At 62.7% G+C, this 18,889-nt stretch carries 16 protein-coding genes and 1 pseudogene; 12 read left to right on the forward strand and 5 right to left on the reverse strand.

What is annotated here, in order from left to right; all coding sequences use genetic code 11:
* Positions 1-250: 250 nt before the first annotated feature.
* From QM672_RS29155 to QM672_RS29180, 6 genes are all read left to right on the forward strand, one after another.
* A complete protein-coding gene (locus QM672_RS29155; protein ID WP_311934391.1) occupies positions 251-1,510 on the forward strand; it encodes an ABC transporter substrate-binding protein in 1,260 nt (419 codons plus the stop codon).
* A gap of 331 nt (positions 1,511-1,841) precedes the next feature.
* On the forward strand, positions 1,842-2,768 hold the full coding sequence (locus tag QM672_RS29160) for a sugar ABC transporter permease (protein ID WP_311934392.1): 927 nt from the start codon (positions 1,842-1,844) through the stop codon (positions 2,766-2,768).
* Positions 2,765-3,586: a carbohydrate ABC transporter permease gene (locus tag QM672_RS29165; protein WP_311934393.1), complete on the forward strand. Its 822-nt coding sequence runs from the start codon at positions 2,765-2,767 to the stop codon at positions 3,584-3,586. The genes QM672_RS29160 and QM672_RS29165 overlap by 4 nt, the downstream gene beginning before the upstream one ends.
* A gap of 5 nt (positions 3,587-3,591) precedes the next feature.
* Positions 3,592-4,683 (forward strand): ABC transporter ATP-binding protein, encoded by a 1,092-nt coding sequence (locus tag QM672_RS29170; protein ID WP_415086813.1) that lies wholly within the window; start codon positions 3,592-3,594, stop codon positions 4,681-4,683.
* 202 nt (positions 4,684-4,885) lie between these two features.
* Entirely contained in the window at positions 4,886-5,671 is a 786-nt protein-coding gene (locus QM672_RS29175; protein ID WP_415086815.1) for a ThuA domain-containing protein, read from the forward strand.
* Between the two features lie 206 nt (positions 5,672-5,877).
* Positions 5,878-6,927, forward strand: coding sequence for a Gfo/Idh/MocA family protein (locus QM672_RS29180; protein WP_245196656.1), 1,050 nt, complete (start codon positions 5,878-5,880; stop codon positions 6,925-6,927).
* Between the two features lie 13 nt (positions 6,928-6,940).
* On the opposite strand, the pseudogene QM672_RS29185 reads toward QM672_RS29180, so the two are convergent.
* From QM672_RS29185 to QM672_RS29200, 4 genes and pseudogenes are all read right to left on the reverse strand, one after another.
* Positions 6,941-7,743 (reverse strand): annotated as a pseudogene (locus QM672_RS29185) (3-methyl-2-oxobutanoate hydroxymethyltransferase).
* Between the two features lie 55 nt (positions 7,744-7,798).
* Complete coding sequence (locus tag QM672_RS29190; protein ID WP_415086817.1) at positions 7,799-9,034, reverse strand: NAD(P)/FAD-dependent oxidoreductase; 1,236 nt, start codon at positions 9,032-9,034, stop codon at positions 7,799-7,801.
* A gap of 4 nt (positions 9,035-9,038) precedes the next feature.
* Positions 9,039-9,353: a MocE family 2Fe-2S type ferredoxin gene (locus QM672_RS29195; RefSeq protein ID WP_367625710.1), complete on the reverse strand. Its 315-nt coding sequence runs from the start codon at positions 9,351-9,353 to the stop codon at positions 9,039-9,041.
* Between the two features lie 36 nt (positions 9,354-9,389).
* Complete coding sequence (locus tag QM672_RS29200; RefSeq protein ID WP_415086819.1) at positions 9,390-10,505, reverse strand: fatty acid desaturase family protein; 1,116 nt, start codon at positions 10,503-10,505, stop codon at positions 9,390-9,392.
* 255 nt (positions 10,506-10,760) lie between these two features.
* Between QM672_RS29200 and QM672_RS29205 the strand changes: the two genes are divergently transcribed.
* From QM672_RS29205 to QM672_RS29230, 6 genes are all read left to right on the forward strand, one after another.
* Entirely contained in the window at positions 10,761-11,786 is a 1,026-nt protein-coding gene (locus QM672_RS29205; RefSeq protein ID WP_367625712.1) for a LacI family DNA-binding transcriptional regulator, read from the forward strand.
* Positions 11,787-12,017: 231 nt separating this feature from the next.
* Positions 12,018-12,848 carry a TIM barrel protein gene (locus QM672_RS29210; RefSeq protein ID WP_367625713.1) on the forward strand — a complete coding sequence of 277 codons (831 nt, stop codon included), beginning with the start codon at positions 12,018-12,020 and terminating at the stop codon, positions 12,846-12,848.
* 176 nt (positions 12,849-13,024) lie between these two features.
* Positions 13,025-13,951 carry a sugar ABC transporter substrate-binding protein gene (locus tag QM672_RS29215; RefSeq protein ID WP_311934402.1) on the forward strand — a complete coding sequence of 309 codons (927 nt, stop codon included), beginning with the start codon at positions 13,025-13,027 and terminating at the stop codon, positions 13,949-13,951.
* Between the two features lie 139 nt (positions 13,952-14,090).
* On the forward strand, positions 14,091-15,620 hold the full coding sequence (locus QM672_RS29220) for a sugar ABC transporter ATP-binding protein (protein WP_415086822.1): 1,530 nt from the start codon (positions 14,091-14,093) through the stop codon (positions 15,618-15,620).
* Between the two features lie 76 nt (positions 15,621-15,696).
* The gene (locus QM672_RS29225) at positions 15,697-16,743 is read left to right on the forward strand and encodes an ABC transporter permease (protein ID WP_105865301.1); all 1,047 of its coding nucleotides are present in this window, start codon (positions 15,697-15,699) and stop codon (positions 16,741-16,743) included.
* A 335-nt stretch (positions 16,744-17,078) separates the two neighbouring features.
* Positions 17,079-17,837, forward strand: a complete 759-nt coding sequence (locus tag QM672_RS29230; protein WP_311934405.1) for a hypothetical protein — start codon at positions 17,079-17,081, stop codon at positions 17,835-17,837.
* A 502-nt stretch (positions 17,838-18,339) separates the two neighbouring features.
* On the opposite strand, the gene QM672_RS29235 is transcribed toward QM672_RS29230, so the two are convergent.
* Complete coding sequence (locus QM672_RS29235) at positions 18,340-18,552, reverse strand: hypothetical protein (RefSeq protein WP_311934406.1); 213 nt, start codon at positions 18,550-18,552, stop codon at positions 18,340-18,342.
* Positions 18,553-18,889 lie beyond the last annotated feature (337 nt).

Here is an 18,889-nt window from a genome sequence, read left to right on the forward strand (position 1 = left end):
TTTTCAATCAAATTGTTTCAATGAAAGATGCTACTTTTGGGGGAACTGTTCCTGCGCCTTAGTTGTTACGCAGTTTTGCCACGAGGTCGCCTTGACAAAGGCAAACTTTTGTCGGAATTAGAATTCAAAGCGCTTTGAAGTAGATTATAGAAGCTCTGCTAAAAGGGACTTCGAACGAGGAAATGTCGGTTGCCTATGCTGACCTGCCATAGAGGAGGCAGCTATGGCGCATAAAAGGGAGGAAGACCGCATGTTCATGCGTTGGGCCTTGGCCGCGACTGCCTCTATCGCTCTCACGAGTTTTGCCAGCGCTACCGAGGTTGCGATTTCCTGCGGCGCAGTCGGCCAGGAGTTGGCGCTGTGCAAGAGCGGTGCGGAAGCCTGGGCCAAGAAGACCGGCAATACCGTCAAGATCGTCTCGACACCCAACGATACCAATGAAAGGCTGGCGCTCTATCAGCAACTGCTGTCGGCCGGCGCAAGCGACATCGACGTCTTCCAGATCGACGTGATCTGGCCCGGCATTCTCGCCAATCACTTCATCGATCTGGCGCCCTACACCAAGGGAGCCGAGAAGGAGCATTTCCCGGCGATCATCGACAACAACACCGTGGGCGGCAAGCTCGTCGCCATGCCGTGGTTCACCGATGCCGGCGTGCTCTATTATCGCAAGGATCTCCTGGAGAAGAACGGGCTGAAGCCGCCGACCACCTGGCAGGAAATGACAGAGGCCGCGGCCAAGGTCCAGGAAGGCGAGCGCAAGGGCGGCAACGACAAGTTCTGGGGCTTCGTGTTCCAGGGCAAGGCCTATGAGGGACTGACCTGCGACGCGCTGGAGTGGATCGACTCCTTTGGCGGCGGCACCATCGTCGATGCCGAGGGCAAGATTACCATCAACAATCCCAAGGCGGCCGAGGCGGTGACGCTGGCTTCCTCCTGGATCGGCAAGATCTCGCCGGACGGCGTGCTCAATTACGGCGAGGAGGAAGCGCGCGGCGTGTTCCAGTCCGGCAATGCGGCCTTCATGCGCAACTGGCCGTATGCCTGGTCGCTGGGCAATGGCGCGGACAGCCCGGTCAAGGGCAAGATCGGCGTCGTAGCCCTGCCCAAGGGCGGTGCTGACGGCAAGAATACCGGCACGCTCGGCGGCTGGCAGCTCGCCGTCTCCAAATATTCCAAGAAGGCCGATCTTGCTGCCGACCTCGCCGTCTATCTGACCTCCAAGGAAGAGCAGAAGCGCCGCGCCATCGAGGGCAGCTACAACCCGACCATCGCCAGCCTCTATGAGGACCCGGACGTGCTCAAGGCCGTGCCCTTCTTCGGCGATTTGAAGGCGACCTTCACCAGCGCGGTGGCCCGTCCCTCCAAGATCACCGGCGCGAATTACAACGAAGTTTCGAACGCCTTCTGGAACGCGGTTGCCAGCGTGTTGTCCGGCAAGGCGAAGGCGGAACAGGCCCTTGAGGACCTTGACGGCGAACTCGCCAATATCAAGGGCTCGGGCTGGTAGGATCCTCCCCGACTGCGCCGCGAACCCCCCGGTTCGCGGCGCTCTTTCCGCCGTTCTCTCATCCTTCGCGACTTGATCGACCGAAGCCTGGTTCCTGATCCCGGGAGCAGAGCGCGTTCACGACCGGACGGCTGTTTGCTCGAGCTCCTTGTCTCCAAGCCAATCCGACGGATTGGCGAGAGCGTCTGTGCGATGCGGGGTGACTCGCTCAAGTCGCAAAGCGCTTCGGGGGCCTCGCCGGCGGCCGGCCGCGTATGGATTTCCCGCATTGTGACTGGGGTGGCGGCTGAGATGCCGGCCAACTCTTCCTGCCTCCTTCTGGGAGTCCCCGATGGCAAGTCAATCAGAACTGACAAGGACCCGGGTTCGGTCGGCATGGCTGTTCCTGCTGCCCATGCTGGTGGTCCTGGCAATCGTCGCCGGATGGCCGCTTCTGCGTACCATCTGGTTTGGCTTTACCGATGCCAAGCTCTCCAATCCGGGCAATTACAAGCTCGTCGGCTTTTCGAACTATCTCGCCAATGTCGATGGGCGCTGGATCGGCCTGCTCGCCAACAAGGTCTGGTGGCTTTCGGTCTGGAACACCGTGTGGTTCTCGCTGGTCTCGGTCGCGCTGGAGACGGTGCTCGGCACCATCGTGGCGCTGGTGCTGAACGCCAATTTCAAGGGACGCGCCATCGTGCGTGCCGCCGTGCTGATTCCCTGGGCTATTCCCACCATCGTCTCGGCCAAGATGTGGCTATGGATGCTCAACGACCAGTTCGGCATCCTCAATCACATCCTGCTCAGCCTGCACATCATCTCCGAGCCGGTCGCCTGGACCGCCAATTCGCAGACTGCGATGTGGGCCGTGATCATGGTGGACGTCTGGAAGACGACGCCCTTCATGGCCCTCTTGATCCTGGCGGCGCTGCAGATGATGCCCTCCGATTGCTATGAGGCGGCCAAGGTCGACGGCATTCACCCCGTCAAGGTGTTCTTCAAGGTGACGCTGCCGCTGATCCGTCCGGCCCTGATGGTGGCGGTGGTCTTCCGCGCCCTCGATGCCCTGCGCATCTTCGACCTGATCTATGTGCTGACCTCGGGCAGCCGCGACACCATCTCGATGTCGGGCTTTGCCCGGCTGCAACTGGTCGATTTCGCCAAGACGGGCCTCGGTTCGGCGGCGGCGACGCTGCTGTTCCTGGTGATCGGCCTCATCACCGTGCTGGCCATGACCGTGGGCAAGGTGCGTGTTTCGGAGGACGGAACGAGATGAGCAAGATCCTCAAACCCATCGGGTTCTGGGCGCTGGTCGTCGTCATCGTCCTCTACGCCGTCTTCCCGTTCTACTACGCCATCCTGACCTCGATGCGGACGGGACAGGCGCTGTTTTCGACCTCGCTGCTGCCCGACAGCCTGGATTTTTCCAACTATGTCGGCGTGTTCGAGCAGCAGCCCTTCGCCTGGAACATCTGGAACTCGATCGTCGTCGCCGTCACGGTGGTGCTGATCTCGCTCTTTCTGGGCGTGACGGCCGCCTATGCGCTGGGGCGGGTGCATTTCAAGGGCAGGGGCCTCCTGCTGATGACTATCCTCGCCGTGTCGATGTTCCCGCAGGTGGCGGTGCTTTCGGGCATGTATGAGGTGGTGCGCGCCTTCGGCCTCTACAACACCATGCCGGCGCTGGTGCTCTCCAACCTGATACTGACGCTGCCCTTCACCGTCTGGGTGCTCACCACCTTCATGAAAGAGCTGCCGCGGGAACTGGAGGAGGCCGCCTTCGTCGACGGCGCCAGCCCCTGGACGGTGGTGCGCCGCGTCTTCATGCCGCTGATGTGGCCGGCCATGGTGACGACGGGCCTGCTCGCCTTCATCGCGGCCTGGAACGAATTCCTGTTCGCACTGACCTTCTCGCCCGACAACCGCACCGTACCGGTGGCGATCGCCTCGATGAGCGGCGCCAGCCAGCAGGAACTGCCCTGGGGCAACATCATGGCCGGATCGGTCATCGTGACGCTGCCCCTCATCGTTCTCGTCCTCATCTTCCAACGCAAGATCGTGGCGGGTCTCACCGCCGGCGCCGTGAAGGGTTAAGCAACATGGCCAGTGTCACACTCAAGAACATCCGCAAGGCCTTCGGCCGGATCGAAACCGTGCACGGCGTCAACCTGGACATCGAGGACAAGGATTTCGTGGTCTTCGTCGGCCCGTCGGGTTGCGGCAAGTCAACCTTGCTGCGCCTGATCGCAGGCCTCGAGGACATCACCTCCGGCGACCTCCTGATCGATGGGCAGCGTGTGAACGAGAAGACACCCAAGGATCGCGGCATCTCGATGGTGTTCCAGTCCTATGCGCTCTATCCGCACATGAACGTCTACCAGAACATGGCCTTCGGCCTGGAACTGGCGAAAACCGATACGCAGACCATCGACCAGAAGGTGCGCGAGGCGGCGAAGATCCTGGAACTGACGCCGCTGCTGGAGCGCTTGCCCAAGCAACTGTCCGGCGGCCAGCGCCAGCGCGTCGCCATCGGCCGCGCCATCGTGCGCAACCCCAAGGTCTTCCTGTTCGACGAGCCGCTCTCCAACCTCGATGCCGCGCTGCGCGTGCAGATGCGCATTTCCATCGCCAAGCTGCACAAGCAGATGGGCGCCACCATGGTCTACGTCACCCATGACCAGGTGGAGGCCATGACTCTGGCCGACAAGATCGTGGTGCTGAACGCCGGCAATGTCGAGCAGGTGGGCGCGCCGCTGGAGCTCTATCACAACCCGCATAATCTGTTCGTCGCCGGGTTCATCGGCTCGCCGCAGATGAATTTCATCGATACCGAAGTCCAGGCTGCCGACGCTTCCGGTGTGAAGGTCGCTTTGCCGGGCGGGGGCAGCGTGGTCGCCAAGGTCGACGGCAACGGCGTGCGCGCCGGCGACAAGGTGAAGCTCGGAATCCGGCCCGAACATCTGCAGGAGACGGGCGGGGAGGCCTCGTTCACCGGCGATGTCGAGGTGGTCGAGGAACTGGGCGAAAGCCACTTCCTCTATGTGCGCACGGCGGATGGCAGGCTGGTGACACTGCGTCACGCCGGGGACGCCCCGGTGGTTGCCGCGACCAAGGTGAATATCGGCGTGCCCGGCGATCTTTCCCATGTCTTCAAGGCGGATGGTTCGGCTCTGCGGCGACTGCCGGCCTGAACGGGGCCTGCATCGTCGCATTTGGCGAGGCACCTGGAAGGCTTTTCGTCACGGGGCGCCTGGGGTGCCACAAGGATTGGTTCCGGCGGTTTTCGCCGGGCCAAAAAATAGGTCCACAACCCGCTTCAATCGCCCCGTCGGATGTGGCAGAGATTTTTGTTAAAGCGCTTTGAATCGCCGTCCACGGCAAAGGAAATCCGAGATGACTATCCGCGCACTCGTCTGGAACGAGAACCGGCATGAGCAGACCAACGCCCTGGTGCGCCAGCTCTATCCCAAGGGCATCCATGGCGAGGTCGCGGCGGCACTCGAGGAGGCCGGTGGCATCAGTGTCGGCACGGCGACGCTCGACGAGCCCGAGCATGGCCTGACCGTCGAGAAGCTGAAGAATACCGACGTGCTCTTGTGGTGGGGCCACACCGCCCATGGCGAGGTCAAGGACGAGATCGTCCAGCGCGTGCAGGAGCGAGTCTGGGAGGGTATGGGCCTGATCGTGCTGCATTCGGGCCATTTCTCCAAGATCTTCAAGCAACTCATGGGCACGCCCTGCGCCCTGTCCTGGCGGGAGGCCGGCGAGGTCGAGCGGCTGTGGGTGCTCAACAAGAACCATCCGATCGCCGTAGGCCTGCCCGAATATTTCGAGATCGAGCACGAGGAGATGTATGGCGAGCCCTTTACCGTGCCCGAGCCGATGGAGACGCTGTTCATCTCCTGGTTCGAAGGTGGTGAAGTCTTCCGTTCTGGACTGACCTATCAGCGCGGTGCCGGCAAGATCTTCTATTTCCGCCCGGGCCACGAGGCCTATCCGACCTATCACAACGCCACCGTGCGCAAGGTGCTCGGCAACGCGGTGAAGTGGGCCTACAATCCGGCAACGGCTTGGAAGCGGGTCAACGAAGCCCCCAACACGCCGCATGACAAGGCGCCGGTCCCCCTGGAAGTGAAAGGGCCGCGACTCCACCAGGATGGCGAAGAGGGCTTCCGTTAGTCCTGGGATTGCAGGCGTCCCTTCCCGCATTGTCACTTTCCCGATCCTGAGTGGAGTCCGCCTGATCGAATCAAGGGTTCGATCAGGCGGAATCTTCAAGATCTCAAACACTTGCACGGTTTTTCGATGTTGCCCGCGAACGGACACATCGGGAAGTTCTGCTTAGCCAAAAGCAGGCTGGAAGCCTGCGATCCCAGGATCACCTCATGTCCAAGATCCGCATTCTCGTGCTCGGCACCGGCAATATGGCGGCCAACCACGCCCGGCACTTCCAGGCTTCTCCCGACGCCGAAGTGGTGGCGGGCGTCGACATCGACGAGGCAAGGGCCCGTCAGTTCAGCGACGAGCATGGCATTCCCCATTCCTTCGGCGATCTCGACGAGGCCATCGCCTGGGGCGGCTTCGATGCCGTCGCCAATGTCACGCCTGACAGGTTCCATCATCCCACCACGATGAAGCTGATCCTGGCCGGCAAGCATGTCCTGTGCGAGAAGCCGCTGGCCGAGACCTTCCCACAGGCCGATGAGATGGCGACGGCGGCCGAGGCCGCCGGTCTGATCGCCATGGTCAACCTGTCCTATCGTGACGTGCCGGCCCTGCAGGCGGCCCATGGCATCATCGCGCGCGGCGAGATCGGCGAGGTTCGCCATGTCGAGGCCTCCTATCGCCAGAGCTGGCTGGTGGGCAACCATTGGGGCGACTGGTCGACCGAGCCGCGCTGGCTCTGGCGCCTGTCCGAGGAGCATGGTTCGAAGGGCGTGCTGGGGGATGTCGGCATCCACATCCTGGATTTCGCCAGCTATGCGGTGAGCATGACGCCGGTCGCGCTTCAGGCGCAGCTCGCGACCTTCCACAAGGCGCCCGGCGACCGCATCGGCGACTATCCGCTCGATGCCAATGACAGCGCGGTGATGTCGGTGCGCTTCGAGAACGGGGCGCTGGGCGTGATCCACACCAGTCGTTTCATGACCGGCTATGCCAATACGCTCAAGCTCAGCGTGTTCGGCACCAAGGGCGCGATCGAGATCAATCACGGTCCCTATACGAGCCTGCGCATCTGCACCGGGGACGGGATCCACAGCCAGGCCTGGCGCGATCTGCATGCGGATCCAGTGAAGACCAACTACCAGCGCTTCATCGCGGCCGTTCAGAGCGGCGAGAATGCCGAACCCAGCTTCCGCCACGCCGCGAACCTCCAGCGCGTGATCGATCGCTGCTTCGACAAGGATATTGCGTCGGCCCCGCCGATCGCCTGATCATCCGGGATGATCAGGCGGCATCGAGCGCCTTCAGGAAGCGTGCGAACTCATCGCCCGCAATACCGACGACCTGGTTCGGGGCCGGGAAAGCGCCATTGGTGACGTCGGCATTGTATTCGGAAAAGGCCGCAATGCGTTCCTTCTGCAGGCGGTCATATTCGCCACGGAAATTGCGATAGACCTTGGCGTGACGGGGATAATGCCCGCCATGGGCGCCTAGAACGTCATCGGCGAACAGATATTGTGCGTCGCACCCTCCGCCGGCGCCCATGGAGATCATGAACAGGCTGGTGCGCCGGCTGATCGCGGTGGCGACCTCCACGGGCACCACTTCGATCTCCGCTGCGAAGGCGCCTGCCTCTTCGAGGGCCTTGGCCTGCTGCCAGACCTGCCAGGCGGTTTCGAACGTCTTGCCCACCGCCTTGAAGCCGCCCGTCCAGGTCCGATGCGAGGGGATCAGGCCGACATGGCTCACCACCGGGATGCCTTCTCGTCGCGAAGTCGCCGGATGGTGGCTAGGCTGGCGGCGCAATAGACGGCATCCGAACTCTGCTGCCGGGCGAGGAAGGCGGCCCGCAGGTAATCCTCTGCCGTGACGTAGTTGCCATATTCCAGCCCGGTCACTGCAAAGGTCGTCGGTGCCGCGTCGCGGAAAGCAGGCTCGGCGATCAGCGCGGGCGGAACCGAGAGCATGCCGATGCCGGCGCGTTCGGCGGCTTCCGCCTCCTCGAGCGTGGTGACTCTCAGTTTGGCGATCTGCTTCTTGCCGCGAAGGGCGAGCAGGTCGGCAACGGTCGGGCGAAGGCGAGCCATGACGGTCTCCAGGGTGCCCCGCGGCTCGATCGAGTCGTCGAGGCGCAAAGGTGGCTTAGGCTGAGAGAAGGGATTTGAGGCGGGTGTTGGGGTCTGCGAGCCTGCCCCTGTCCGGATGAGCGCGCTTGGCGATCAGCATTTCGCACAGCCGGATATCGCGGGCGATCGTATTGCCGGCGCCGATGCCACTGGCGGCGACTAGACGCCCGTCCTCGTCGAGATGGCAGAGGATGAACGATCCTTCTGCCCCGTCCCGGCGAATGGTGTGGCGCCCCTCGTCCACCAGTCCGGCGACCTGCAGGGAGAGGTCATACTGATCCGACCAGAACCAGGGAACGGCGTCGAAAGCGATGTCCTCCCCCAGCATGGCGCTTGCGGCGTGGGCACCCTGTTCCTGGGCATTACGCCAGGATTCCAGGCGCACCCGGCGTCCGCCATAGACGGGCAGGGGAAAGGAGCAGCAATCGCCGGCGGCGAAGATGGCTTCGTCGCTCGTGCGCAGCCTGGCATCGACGGCGATGCCATTGTCGACGGCAAGGCCTGCGGCCTCCGCCAACGCCGTGCTGGGCGATGCGCCGACGCCGAGAACGACGAGGTCTGCGAGCACCAGCTTGCCGCTGGTGAGGCGGACGGCGAGGCCATCGGGTTCCTCCTCGATGGCGGTGATGCCTTCGCCGCACAGCAGGGTACAGCCGGCGGCGCGATGGCGCTCCTGCACCACTTCCGCGATAGCGGCCGGCACCCCCCGGCTGAGCAGGCGCGGAAGGGCCTCGATGATGGTCACCGCCGCACCGCGCTGGCGAGCGCTCGCCGCGAGTTCCAATCCGATGAAGCCTCCGCCGATGATGGCGATCTCCGCGCCCGGGCGAAAGCGCTCCCTCAGATGCAGGGCATCCTCGAAGCGCCGCAGCGTCACGCATCCCGGCCGGTTCGCGCCGGGCAGTGGCAGCCGGCGTGGTGCCGCGCCGGTGGCCAGCAGCAGCTTGTCATAGGCAAGGGCATTGCCGTCATCGAGCCGCACCAGCCGCTGGTCCCGATCGATCGCCACCACGCTGCGCTTGGCCAGGTGGGTGATGGCCTCGGCCTCGAACCGCTCCTCCGCCACGATATAACGCGGGGAAGGACCGGCTTCGTCCAGCAGCGTCGCCTTCGACAGGGGCGGGCGCTCATAGGGGGCGTGGACCTCGTCCCCGATCAGGGTGATGGCGCCGGCCCAACCCTTTTCGCGAAGAGCGAAGGCGGCTCTGGCGCCTGCCTCGCCGGCGCCGACGATGACCATGCCCGGCTGCATCGGATCACCCCAGCTGGATCTGGACCTTGCCGTCGGCGAGCCGGACGGCATAGGTCTTCAAATTGATGCACACGGGAGCGCCCTTGGCCTCGCCGGTCTTGTAGTTGAAGCGGCCATTATGCTTGGGGCATTCGATGATGTCATCCATCACCAGGCCGTCGGCGAGGTGGATCTGCTCGTGGGTGCACAGCCCGTCGGTCGCGAAATATTCATCGTCCGGGCTGCGATAGAGTGCATAGGTGCGACCGGCATGATCGAAACGCAGGACGTCTTCCTGCTCGATGTCGTCGGCATCGCAGGCATCGATCCAGTTGCTCATTTTTTCCTCCCGATGTGGTTTTGCGTCTTGTGTCTGTCAGTGATGCTGGCCGGCAAAGCGGGCGCGCGGATCGTCGGGCATGACCACTTCGCCATGCAGATCGGGGCGATAGGGGCGGGCGCTCGCGGGCAGCATCCGGCGCACGAAATATTCAGGATCCTTCATCTGGCGGCGCAGGGCCGGGATGATCTCCCGATAGGCCTGGATCGTGCTGCGATAGGGCGTCGGTGTGTCGGCGAGCATGGCCTTATGCAGTTCCGGCAGTGCGTGATAGGGCACCATCGGGAACATATGGTGCTCGACATGATAGTTCATGTTCCAATACACGAAGCGGAAGAACGGGTTCATGTAGACGGTGCGGGAGTTCAGACGATGGTCGAGCACGTTCTCGGCCAGGCCCGCATGCTGTGTCAGCCCGAAATAGAGGGTCAGCCAGCCGCCATACATGGTGGGCAGGACGCCCACGAACATCATCGGCAGCCAGGACTGCAGCGCCAGCGAGAGGGCGATGGTGGCGGCGAGAATGGCAAGCCAGATGCGTGCGACCAGATAGACCTTGCTGCGTTCCATCTCCGGCACGAAGGTCTCTTCCTCCTCACTGAGCCGGCCGGTGGCATGCAGCACGAGACCCTTGAGGGCGGCCCAGGTCGAGGCGATCGCGAAGATATTGGAGATGAGGCGCAGGATTGCCGGCGGCCGCATTGCCGCGATCTCGGGGTCGCGGCCCACGATGATGGTATCGGTGTGATGGCGCGTGTGGCTCCAGCGCCAGATCGTCGGCTCGCGCATGATCATGAAGCAGGCGATGTGATAGACGACGTCGTTCATCCAGCGCGTACGGAAAGCAGTGCCGTGCCCGCATTCGTGCCAGCGCGAGTCCGAGGCCGAACCATAGAGAATGCCATAGAGCGCAAAGAACGGCAGGCACCACCAGCTTCCCCAGAGCAGCCCGGCGGCGAGGCCGCTGGCGAGCAACCCGGCCAGCCAAAGCGCGGTGTCTCGGATCGCCGGGCCGTCCTTGCGCTGCATGAGCTCCTTCATGCGCTTGCGGGGAATGTCGCAGCGATACCATTCGGCAGCGGCGAGGCCGCTCTCGACGGCGGCCTGGGCATCACGCCCGATCAGACTGTAGTCGCGCCGGGTCGGCCTCATCGCGAGCTCCCTATATCTAGAGCAAAACGCGTTCAAGTGTGAACGCCTATTTGCTCTAACTCTTTGTTTGGATGCGTCTTTGTGATTCCTGCTGACACCGTCAAATCGCAAAACGCTATGGCCTGGTTCCGATCAGGCCTCATCCTTGATCCGGATGCTATGTCGCACCGGTTCGGGGCTCAATGGGGCGTTGACAGTTTCTATCAAAACACGTCAAAACAACTATCATCATGATGTAATTCCATCAGAGCCACCATGGCCAGGCCGACGATCCAGGATGTCGCGAAGGAGGCGGGCGTCAGCCCCGCAACGGTCGACCGCGTTCTGAACGGCCGGCTTCCGGTTCGGCCGGAAACGGCCCGACGCGTAGCCGAGGCGGCCAAGACGCTTGGCTACTACGCCGCCGGGCTGATCCAGCAACGCCTCGATCGCGAAGTGCCGCATCTGCGCTTGGGTTTCCTGTTGCTCAAATCCGCGTCCCCTTTCTACAGCCTGCTGGCTCAATCCATTGCGGAGGCCGCAGCTTCGGCGCCCGGCTTCCGCATCTCCGCTGTGATCGAGCACCATGGCGATACCTCGCCGGCAGCCGTGGCCGAGCGGATGCATAGTCTCGGCGAGAGGTGCCAGGCTCTTGCTGTCGTATCCGTGGACCATCCCCTGATTACCGTGGCGGTGGCGGAACTGAAGGCCCGCAACGTGCCCGTCTTTGCGCTGCTGTCCGATTTTGCCGCCGAACACCGCGCCGGTTATGTCGGTCTCGACAACCGCAAGGCCGGGCGCACCGCGGGCTGGCTCATCGCCCGCACCGCTCGCCAGCCCGGCAAGATCGGCATCATTCTCGGCAGTCACCGTTTCCATGGCCATGAACTGCGCGAGATCGGGCTGCGCAGCTATTTCCGCGAACATGCCCCGGATTTCGAGGTGCTGGACAGCCGTGTCAATCTGGAAGAGTCGAGCATAGCCTATGAAGCGACTTTCGGGCTCATCAGGCGCTATCCGGACCTGGCCGGTCTCTATGTGGCCGGAGGCGGCATGGAGGGAGTGATAGCCGCCTTGCGGGAGGAAAAGGCGAAGGGGCTGGTGGCTGTCTGCCCGGAACTGACACCGGATTCGCGCCTTGCCTTGAGCGAAGAGGTGATTTCCTTCGTCATTGCGACACCGCTGCCGCAACTGCCCGTGGAGCTCGTCCGCGTCATGGCCCAGGCCTGCCTCGCCGGCAGCGTGGAAGGAACCGGACAGACCTTCCTGCCTTTCAATCTCTATCTTCCCGAAAATATCTGAGAAGGCCGGTGCTTGCTTGATCTTGCAAGGCGCGCGCTCGGGCCCGTTGGCGGCCGCGCGCGACTGAAATGCGCACTTGACAGCGCAGTGCAAAAATAGAATATTAATTCCAATTAAGTTCAAAAACGGTCCAATCATTCTATTTTTGATGATCGGTATCGGAGCACATGGCGCCGCAAACGGCGCCGGCGAGGTTGGAAATAGGGCGCTTGCGCCTGCAAGGAGTGTTTCATGACAAGCGGAGCCGAACCCTTCGCTCTCAACCATATGACCGCACCGAAGCTGCGGCCTGCCGAATTCTTCGCACTTGCCCGCAATCTGGGGATCGACAGGGTCGAGATCCGCAACGACCTCACCGGCAACGCCATCCTCGACGGAACGCCGGCAGCCTCGGTGAGGGAGGAGGCGCAGCGCGCCGGCGTCGAAATCCTGTCGATCAATGCCTTGCAGCGTTTCAACGATTGGGGCGCGGCACGCGCGTCGGAAGCCGAAGAACTCGCCGATTATGCGGCCGGTGCGGGCGCCAAGGCTCTCGTGCTGGTGCCGCGCAACGACGGCGAGGGGCGCGGCGATCACGAGCGCCTGCCCCGGTTGATCGAGGCGTTGCAGGCACTCGGGCCAATCCTGTCTCGGCGCGGGCTGACCGGCCTCGTCGAGCCCTTGGGTTTCGAGATCTGCTCCCTGCGCCTGAAGTCGGAAGCCGTTGCCGCCATCGATGCTGTCGATGGTGCGCGGACCTTCAAATTGGTGCATGATACCTTCCATCATCATCTCGCGGGCGAGGCGGCGTTGTTCCCGGACCGCACAGGGCTGGTTCATATCTCCGGCGTGGACGATGCGTCCGTGGCAGTGGGGGAGATGCGGGACAGCCATCGCGGTCTCGTGGGAGCGGATGATCGTCTGGGCAATGTCGCTCAGATCGAGGCGTTGCGCGCTGGCGGTTATGCCGGTGCGCTCTCCTTCGAGCCTTTCGCCGAAAGCATCCAGCAGATGGACGCCAAACAGGTCCAGGCTCGCCTTGCCGCGAGCATGGCGCTGATTGCGGCAGGCTTGGTTTCCTAGGGCAAAGCGCGTTCATCCGTGGACGCGCTTTTCCAGCTCTTTGTTTCTACGCGTCTTTGTGATTGCGGGCCATCCCGGCGAACCGCAAACGCTTGAACGATCGACCAATTCCCCGAAAGGGAATTATCCGGAAAATGACGGGTGCTGCCGGACATCCGACCCAGGGAGGAGACACGATGAAACGGACCCTTTTCGCGCTCGCCGCAACGGTCTTGCTGTGCGGCACGGCCTATGCCGAGAATATCGGCGTCAGCATGGCCAAGTTCGACGACAACTTCCTCACCGTGCTGCGCAATGGCATGACCGACTATGCCAAGACCAAGTCCGGCGTGAACCTTCAGATCGAGGACGGGCAGAACGACGTCAACAAGCAGCTCAGCCAGATCCAGAACTTCATCGCCCAGAAGGTCGACGCCATCATCGTCAACCCGGTCGACACCGATGCTACCCCGCAGATGACCAAGCTCGCCACCGATGCCGGCATCCCGCTCGTCTATGTCAATCGCATGCCCTCCGAAGAGAAGCTGCCCGAAAAGGTCGCCTTCGTCGGTTCGAACGAGGTTGATTCCGGTACGCTCGAAACCAAGGAGATCTGCAAGCTTCTCGGTGGCAAGGGCGATATCGTGGTGATCATGGGCGAATTGTCGAACCAGGCCGCCCGCCAGCGCACGCAGGACGTCGAGGACGTGATCGCCAAGGAGCCCTGCACGGGCATGAAGATCCTGCAGAAGCAGACGGCCAACTGGGACCGCACCCAGGCGATCGACCTGATGACCAACTGGCTGACCTCGGGCATCAAGCCGGCTGCCGTGATCTCCAACAATGACGAAATGGCGATCGGCGCCATCCAGGCGCTCAAGCAGGCCGGCCTTGCTGGCGGCAAGACCCTTGTCGGCGGCGTGGACGCCACGCAGGACGGCCTCGGCGCCATGAAGGATGGCGACCTGCAGGTCACCGTGTTCCAGAACGCCGCCGGCCAGGGCCAGGGTGCCGTCGATACGGCCCTGAAGCTTGCCAAGGGCGAGAAGGTCGACGCCATGGTCTGGGTGCCTTTCGAGCTGGTGACCCCGGCCAATATCGACAACTACCTCAAGAAGAACTGATCGGACTGCATAAGAGCCCTCCGGCTGAAGGGCCGGAGGCGCTCACGATCTTCTCGCCAGACGCGACAATGTCCGGACCTCGGTTCCGGACCGATGAAACACGTCGCCAGCCCCGGCGCCGGCATGAGGGAGAACAAGGATGGCTGTAGTGCAATCGGCGGCGCCGAGCCGCGGTACCTCGGACTCTGCCTGTCTCATCGAGGTGGAGGGCGTACGCAAGGGCTTTCCCGGCGTGCTGGCGCTCGACAATGTTTCCTTCAAATTGCGTCCCGGCACGGTGCATGCCCTGATGGGCGAGAACGGCGCCGGCAAGTCGACGCTGATGAAGATCATTGCCGGCGTCTATCAGCGCGACGGCGGCGTGATGAAGTTGCGCGGGCAGGAGGTGCAGTTCTCCGGGCCTCTCGATGCGCTCCAGCAAGGCGTCGCCATGATCCATCAGGAACTCAACCTGATGCAGTACATGACGGTGGCGGAGAACGTCTGGATCCGGCGCGAGCCTCTGACCCGACTGGGTTTCGTCGACCATGGCGAGCTCAACCGCCGCACCGCCAAGCTGTTCGAGCAGCTCAAGATCAAGATCGACCCCACCGTGCCCGTCGGCTCGCTCTCGGTGGCCAACCGCCAGATGGTCGAGATCGCCAAGGCGATTTCCTACAATTCCGACGTGTTGATCATGGACGAGCCGACGTCGGCGCTGACCGAGACGGAAGTCGCGCATTTGTTCGAGATCATCCACGATCTCAAGGCCCAGGGTAAGGGCATCGTCTACATCACGCACAAGATGAACGAGCTCTTCGAGATCGCCGACGAAGTCTCGATCTTCCGCGATGGCAAATATATCGGCACGGACCTAGCCGCCAATCTCACGCGCGACGAGATCATCCGCCGCATGGTCGGCCGCGAGATCACCCAGATGTTCCCCAAGGAGACGGTGCCGATCGGTGACGTGGTCCTGTCCGTGAAGAACCTGACGCTGGATGGCGTCTTCCACGATGTCTCCTTCGACCTGCGTTCCGGCGAGATCCTTGGTTTCGCCGGGCTGGTCGGGGCAGGGCGCTCCAATGTGGCGGAGACCCTGTTCGGCGTGACGCCGGCCTCCTCCGGTACGATCGAGGTCTTCGGCAAGCCCGTCTCCATCTCCTCGCCTGCGGTCGCCATGCGCCAGGGCATGGCGTTTCTCACCGAGGACCGCAAGGATACGGGCTGCTTTCTCATCCTCGATATTCTCGAGAACATGCAGATGGCGGTGCTGACGCAGCGCTACGTCAAGGCCGGCTTCGTCGCCGCGGGCGAGGTGACGCCGGCCTGCACCGAGATGAGCGCGGCGCTGCGCGTCAAGACGCCGAACTTGCATGAGCGCATCGAGAACCTGTCGGGCGGCAACCAGCAGAAGGTGCTGATCGGCCGCTGGCTCCTGACCAATCCGCGCATCCTCATCCTCGACGAGCCGACGCGCGGCATCGATGTCGGCGCCAAGGCCGAAATCCACCGCCTCATCAGCAAGCTGGCGGGCGAGGGCGTGGCTGTGATCATGATCTCCTCGGAACTGCCCGAAGTGCTGGGCATGAGCGACCGCATCCTCGTCATGCATGCCGGCCATGCCACCGGCATCCTCGACCGCGCCGAGGCGGACCAGGTCAAGATCATGGAACTGGCCGCGCGCTGAGGCGCGAGGCCCTGGAATTGGAAGAACCCCGATACGATGCGCCGTGAGGCGCTTAGCGATAGAATTGGAGGATCCCATGTCCGCGAATGAGGCTGCCGGCAAATCGCCGCAGATATCCAGCGTCAAGCCGCATCGCCGGCTGCCGCAGGAACTGAGCATCCTGGCGGTTCTCGCCGTCATCGTGGCGATATTCGAGCTCATCGGCTGGCCGCTGAAGAGCCAGAGCTTCTTCTTCAATGCGGGGCGCCTGAGCATCATCTTCCTGCAGGTGGCGGTGATCGGCATCATCGCGGTGGGCGTGGCGCAGACCATCATCACCAGCGGCGTCGACCTGTCCTCCGGCTCCGTGGTGGGTGCCACCGCCATGATCGCCGCCTCGCTTGCGCAGGTGAGCACGGCGCGCTCCGTGGTCTATCCTCACCTCACCGACCTGCCTTTCATCATTCCCGTGCTGGCGGGCCTGGCGACGGGGCTGCTTGCCGGCGTCATCAACGGCGCGTTGATCGCCTACGCCAATGTGCCGCCCTTCATCGCCACGCTCGGCATGATGGTCTCGGCGCGCGGCTTCGCCACCTGGTACACCAATGGCCAGCCCGTCAGCACTTTCACGCCTTCCTTCCGCGTCATCGGCTCGCCCGTGGAACTCTTCGGCTTCTCCATCGACGTGCCGACGGTGATCTTCCTGGTGGTGGCGCTGATCTTCCATATCGCCATGTGCTACACGCGCTACGGCAAGTTCACCTATGCCATCGGCTCTAACATGCAGGCCGCTCGCGTTTCGGGCATCGACGTGAAGTGGCACCTGGTCAAGGTCTATGGTTTTGCCGGCCTGCTTTCGGGGCTGGCCGGCGTGGTGCAGATCGCCCGTGCCGGCTCGGGCCAGGCCGGCGCAGGCCTCGGCTATGAGCTGCAGGCCATCGCAGCGGTGGTGATCGGCGGCACCTCGCTCTCCGGCGGCGTGGGGCGCATCACCTCCACGGTGATCGGCCTCCTCATCCTCTCGGTGGTGACCTCAGGCTTCACCTTCCTCGGCGTTCCCGCCTCCCTGCAGCAGATCGTGCTCGGCGCCATCATCGTGGGTGCCGTGGTGATCGACCAGTATCGCCGGCGCCGGAAGGTCTGAGGCGAGGGGTACCGCGATCGAACGGCCCGTTCGCGAGGACGGGCCGGTGTCGTTTCCAGGCCTGTCGCCCTTGCAGAGGCATACACGATTGGTTGCAATCACGCGTGCCCTCGCGAACAGGCCCGTTGCCTCGCCGCCGACTTACTATATGTAGTCGATCCTTGTAGTGACTGCTGATGGCTTGTCGGTCTAGTGATTGTCGGGCAGGGGCAGCCAGAAGATCGAATGACACCATGGTCAATGCGGTACGAATGTTCCCCTGGCCAAGAAATGAGGGGTGAGGGGGTCAACTCTTCCGGCCGGTGCCGGCAGGAGGTTGAGCCTGGCGAGACTTGATGAGCAGCAACACCACCGTCTATCTCTTTCCGCATATCCTGAAGTGCGCCGGCCTGAGCGTCAGGGACTATCTCCTGCACGATGTCCCGCCGCGCGGTTCCGCCGTGATCTATTCCAAGCCCGAGCAACGGCCTTGGCTCGATCCCGTGAACCGCGTGCCCCAAGCCGACCGCGACGAAATCCGCATCCTGTTCGGCCACAGATTGCCGCGCACGGCCGCCCGGGGGTTCGAGGGCCGCGTCATCCGGGAGGTCGGCCTGCTCCGGGAACCGGTGTCCTTCTATGTCTCGCTTTATAATTTCCTGCAGAAGACGCCCGAGAGACATCGGATCGTGGGCATGTCCTTCGAGCAATGGTACCCGACCAACAAGCACAACCGTATCAGCCGCTTTTATTTCAGGCATTATTTCGGCTTGTCCTCCCTGGGCATCCGCAAGATGAGCCAGCGCCAGAGGTTCGAGTTCCTGTCCAGGCAGTTCGAGACGTTCTGGTTCGTCGGCGATTATCGCAATTGCGATGCGGTGATGGAGCAGATGACCCAGGATATCGGCTGGAAGTTCGAGAAACTGCCCCATGAGAATGCCGCGCCCACCAATGCGCTGCGCAGCCAGGATATTGGCGAGGCACTGCGTCAGAAGATCCTGCAGGACAATGCGCTCGACCTGGCCCTCTACGAAACCTGGGCCGAGCGCAAATGGGGAGACAATCCAACGCTGGAACGTGGCCAGGGTCTGAACAATCGTTGGACCTGGCAATAGCCGCGACGGGGCAGGGGGGCAGCTCAGAGGGGGCGGACCCGGGCGTTTCAAACTCTTGCCCTGATCCCGTGCTAAGCAGACGACAGGCTGGCGTCCGCGAGGCCTGCGAAGAGCAATCCTCGGCTTTTATCGGATTGTCGGTTAGGCCCGAGCGCATGGATCCGCCCATGGCCCACGCGCCCGGGCCGATGACCCCCAGAGCAAAGCGCGTTCAAGCGTGAACGCTTTTTTGCTCTAACTCTTTGATACGACGCGTTTTTACGATTCTTGGTGGTTCAACCAAATCGAAAAACGCTTTAACCAAACTTCGCTCCCCGATCAGAAGGGCAGAGTTCTTTCTGACCGGGGCTTTGTTGAACGCTTCCATGACGGAAATGCGCGGGAGTGGGGCGGTCCGGGATTCCGTCGCGTCGCGCGGGGCATGGGCCGAAAACGGGCCGGCGATGAGAGGATCGTGGGTGCGGATAGGCTATGGTCACAACTGCTTGTGTCGTGTGACCAGCTAGATTTGTTGCGATCGGGGCGGTGTGATCGTTTCAACGCTTGATTGGCTCGCAGCGGCCTTGGCTTGGCGAAAGGCGGACAGATCTGCCGGTGGCGAGCCGCCCGAGGTCGGGGCAGCATATCCTGGCGGGAGGCGGCAGATGAAATCGAACTCCGCATCGAGAAACGCCTGGCGCGCATCAATCACGTTCGCCGTGTCGCGTAAGTCCATATCAGTCCCCACCGTTATGCCTTCCGGCACAGTGTTCGCGGCATGGGGTTAATGTTCGGTTGTGGAGGCGCTCTTTGGCCCGCGCGACTATCAGGCTATTCGTTTCGACTGGAGCCTCGCCGTGACCCTGGAGAACGTCGCAGCGCGCAGATCCTTGCAGACTTTCACATCTGCGAGCGGATAGACTAAGCCCATAACAACGCGCGCTTTGGTGTCAAAGCGTTGATTTTTTCGACGATTTCGAAGAATTTGGAAATCAGCGGAAGGGCTGATGGTGCCTGAGGGCGGAATCGAACCACCGACACTGCGATTTTCAGTCGCATGCTCTACCAACTGA

The organism is Labrys sp. (in: a-proteobacteria) (assembly GCF_047605565.1).
Lineage (GTDB): Bacteria > Pseudomonadota > Alphaproteobacteria > Rhizobiales > Labraceae > Labrys > Labrys neptuniae.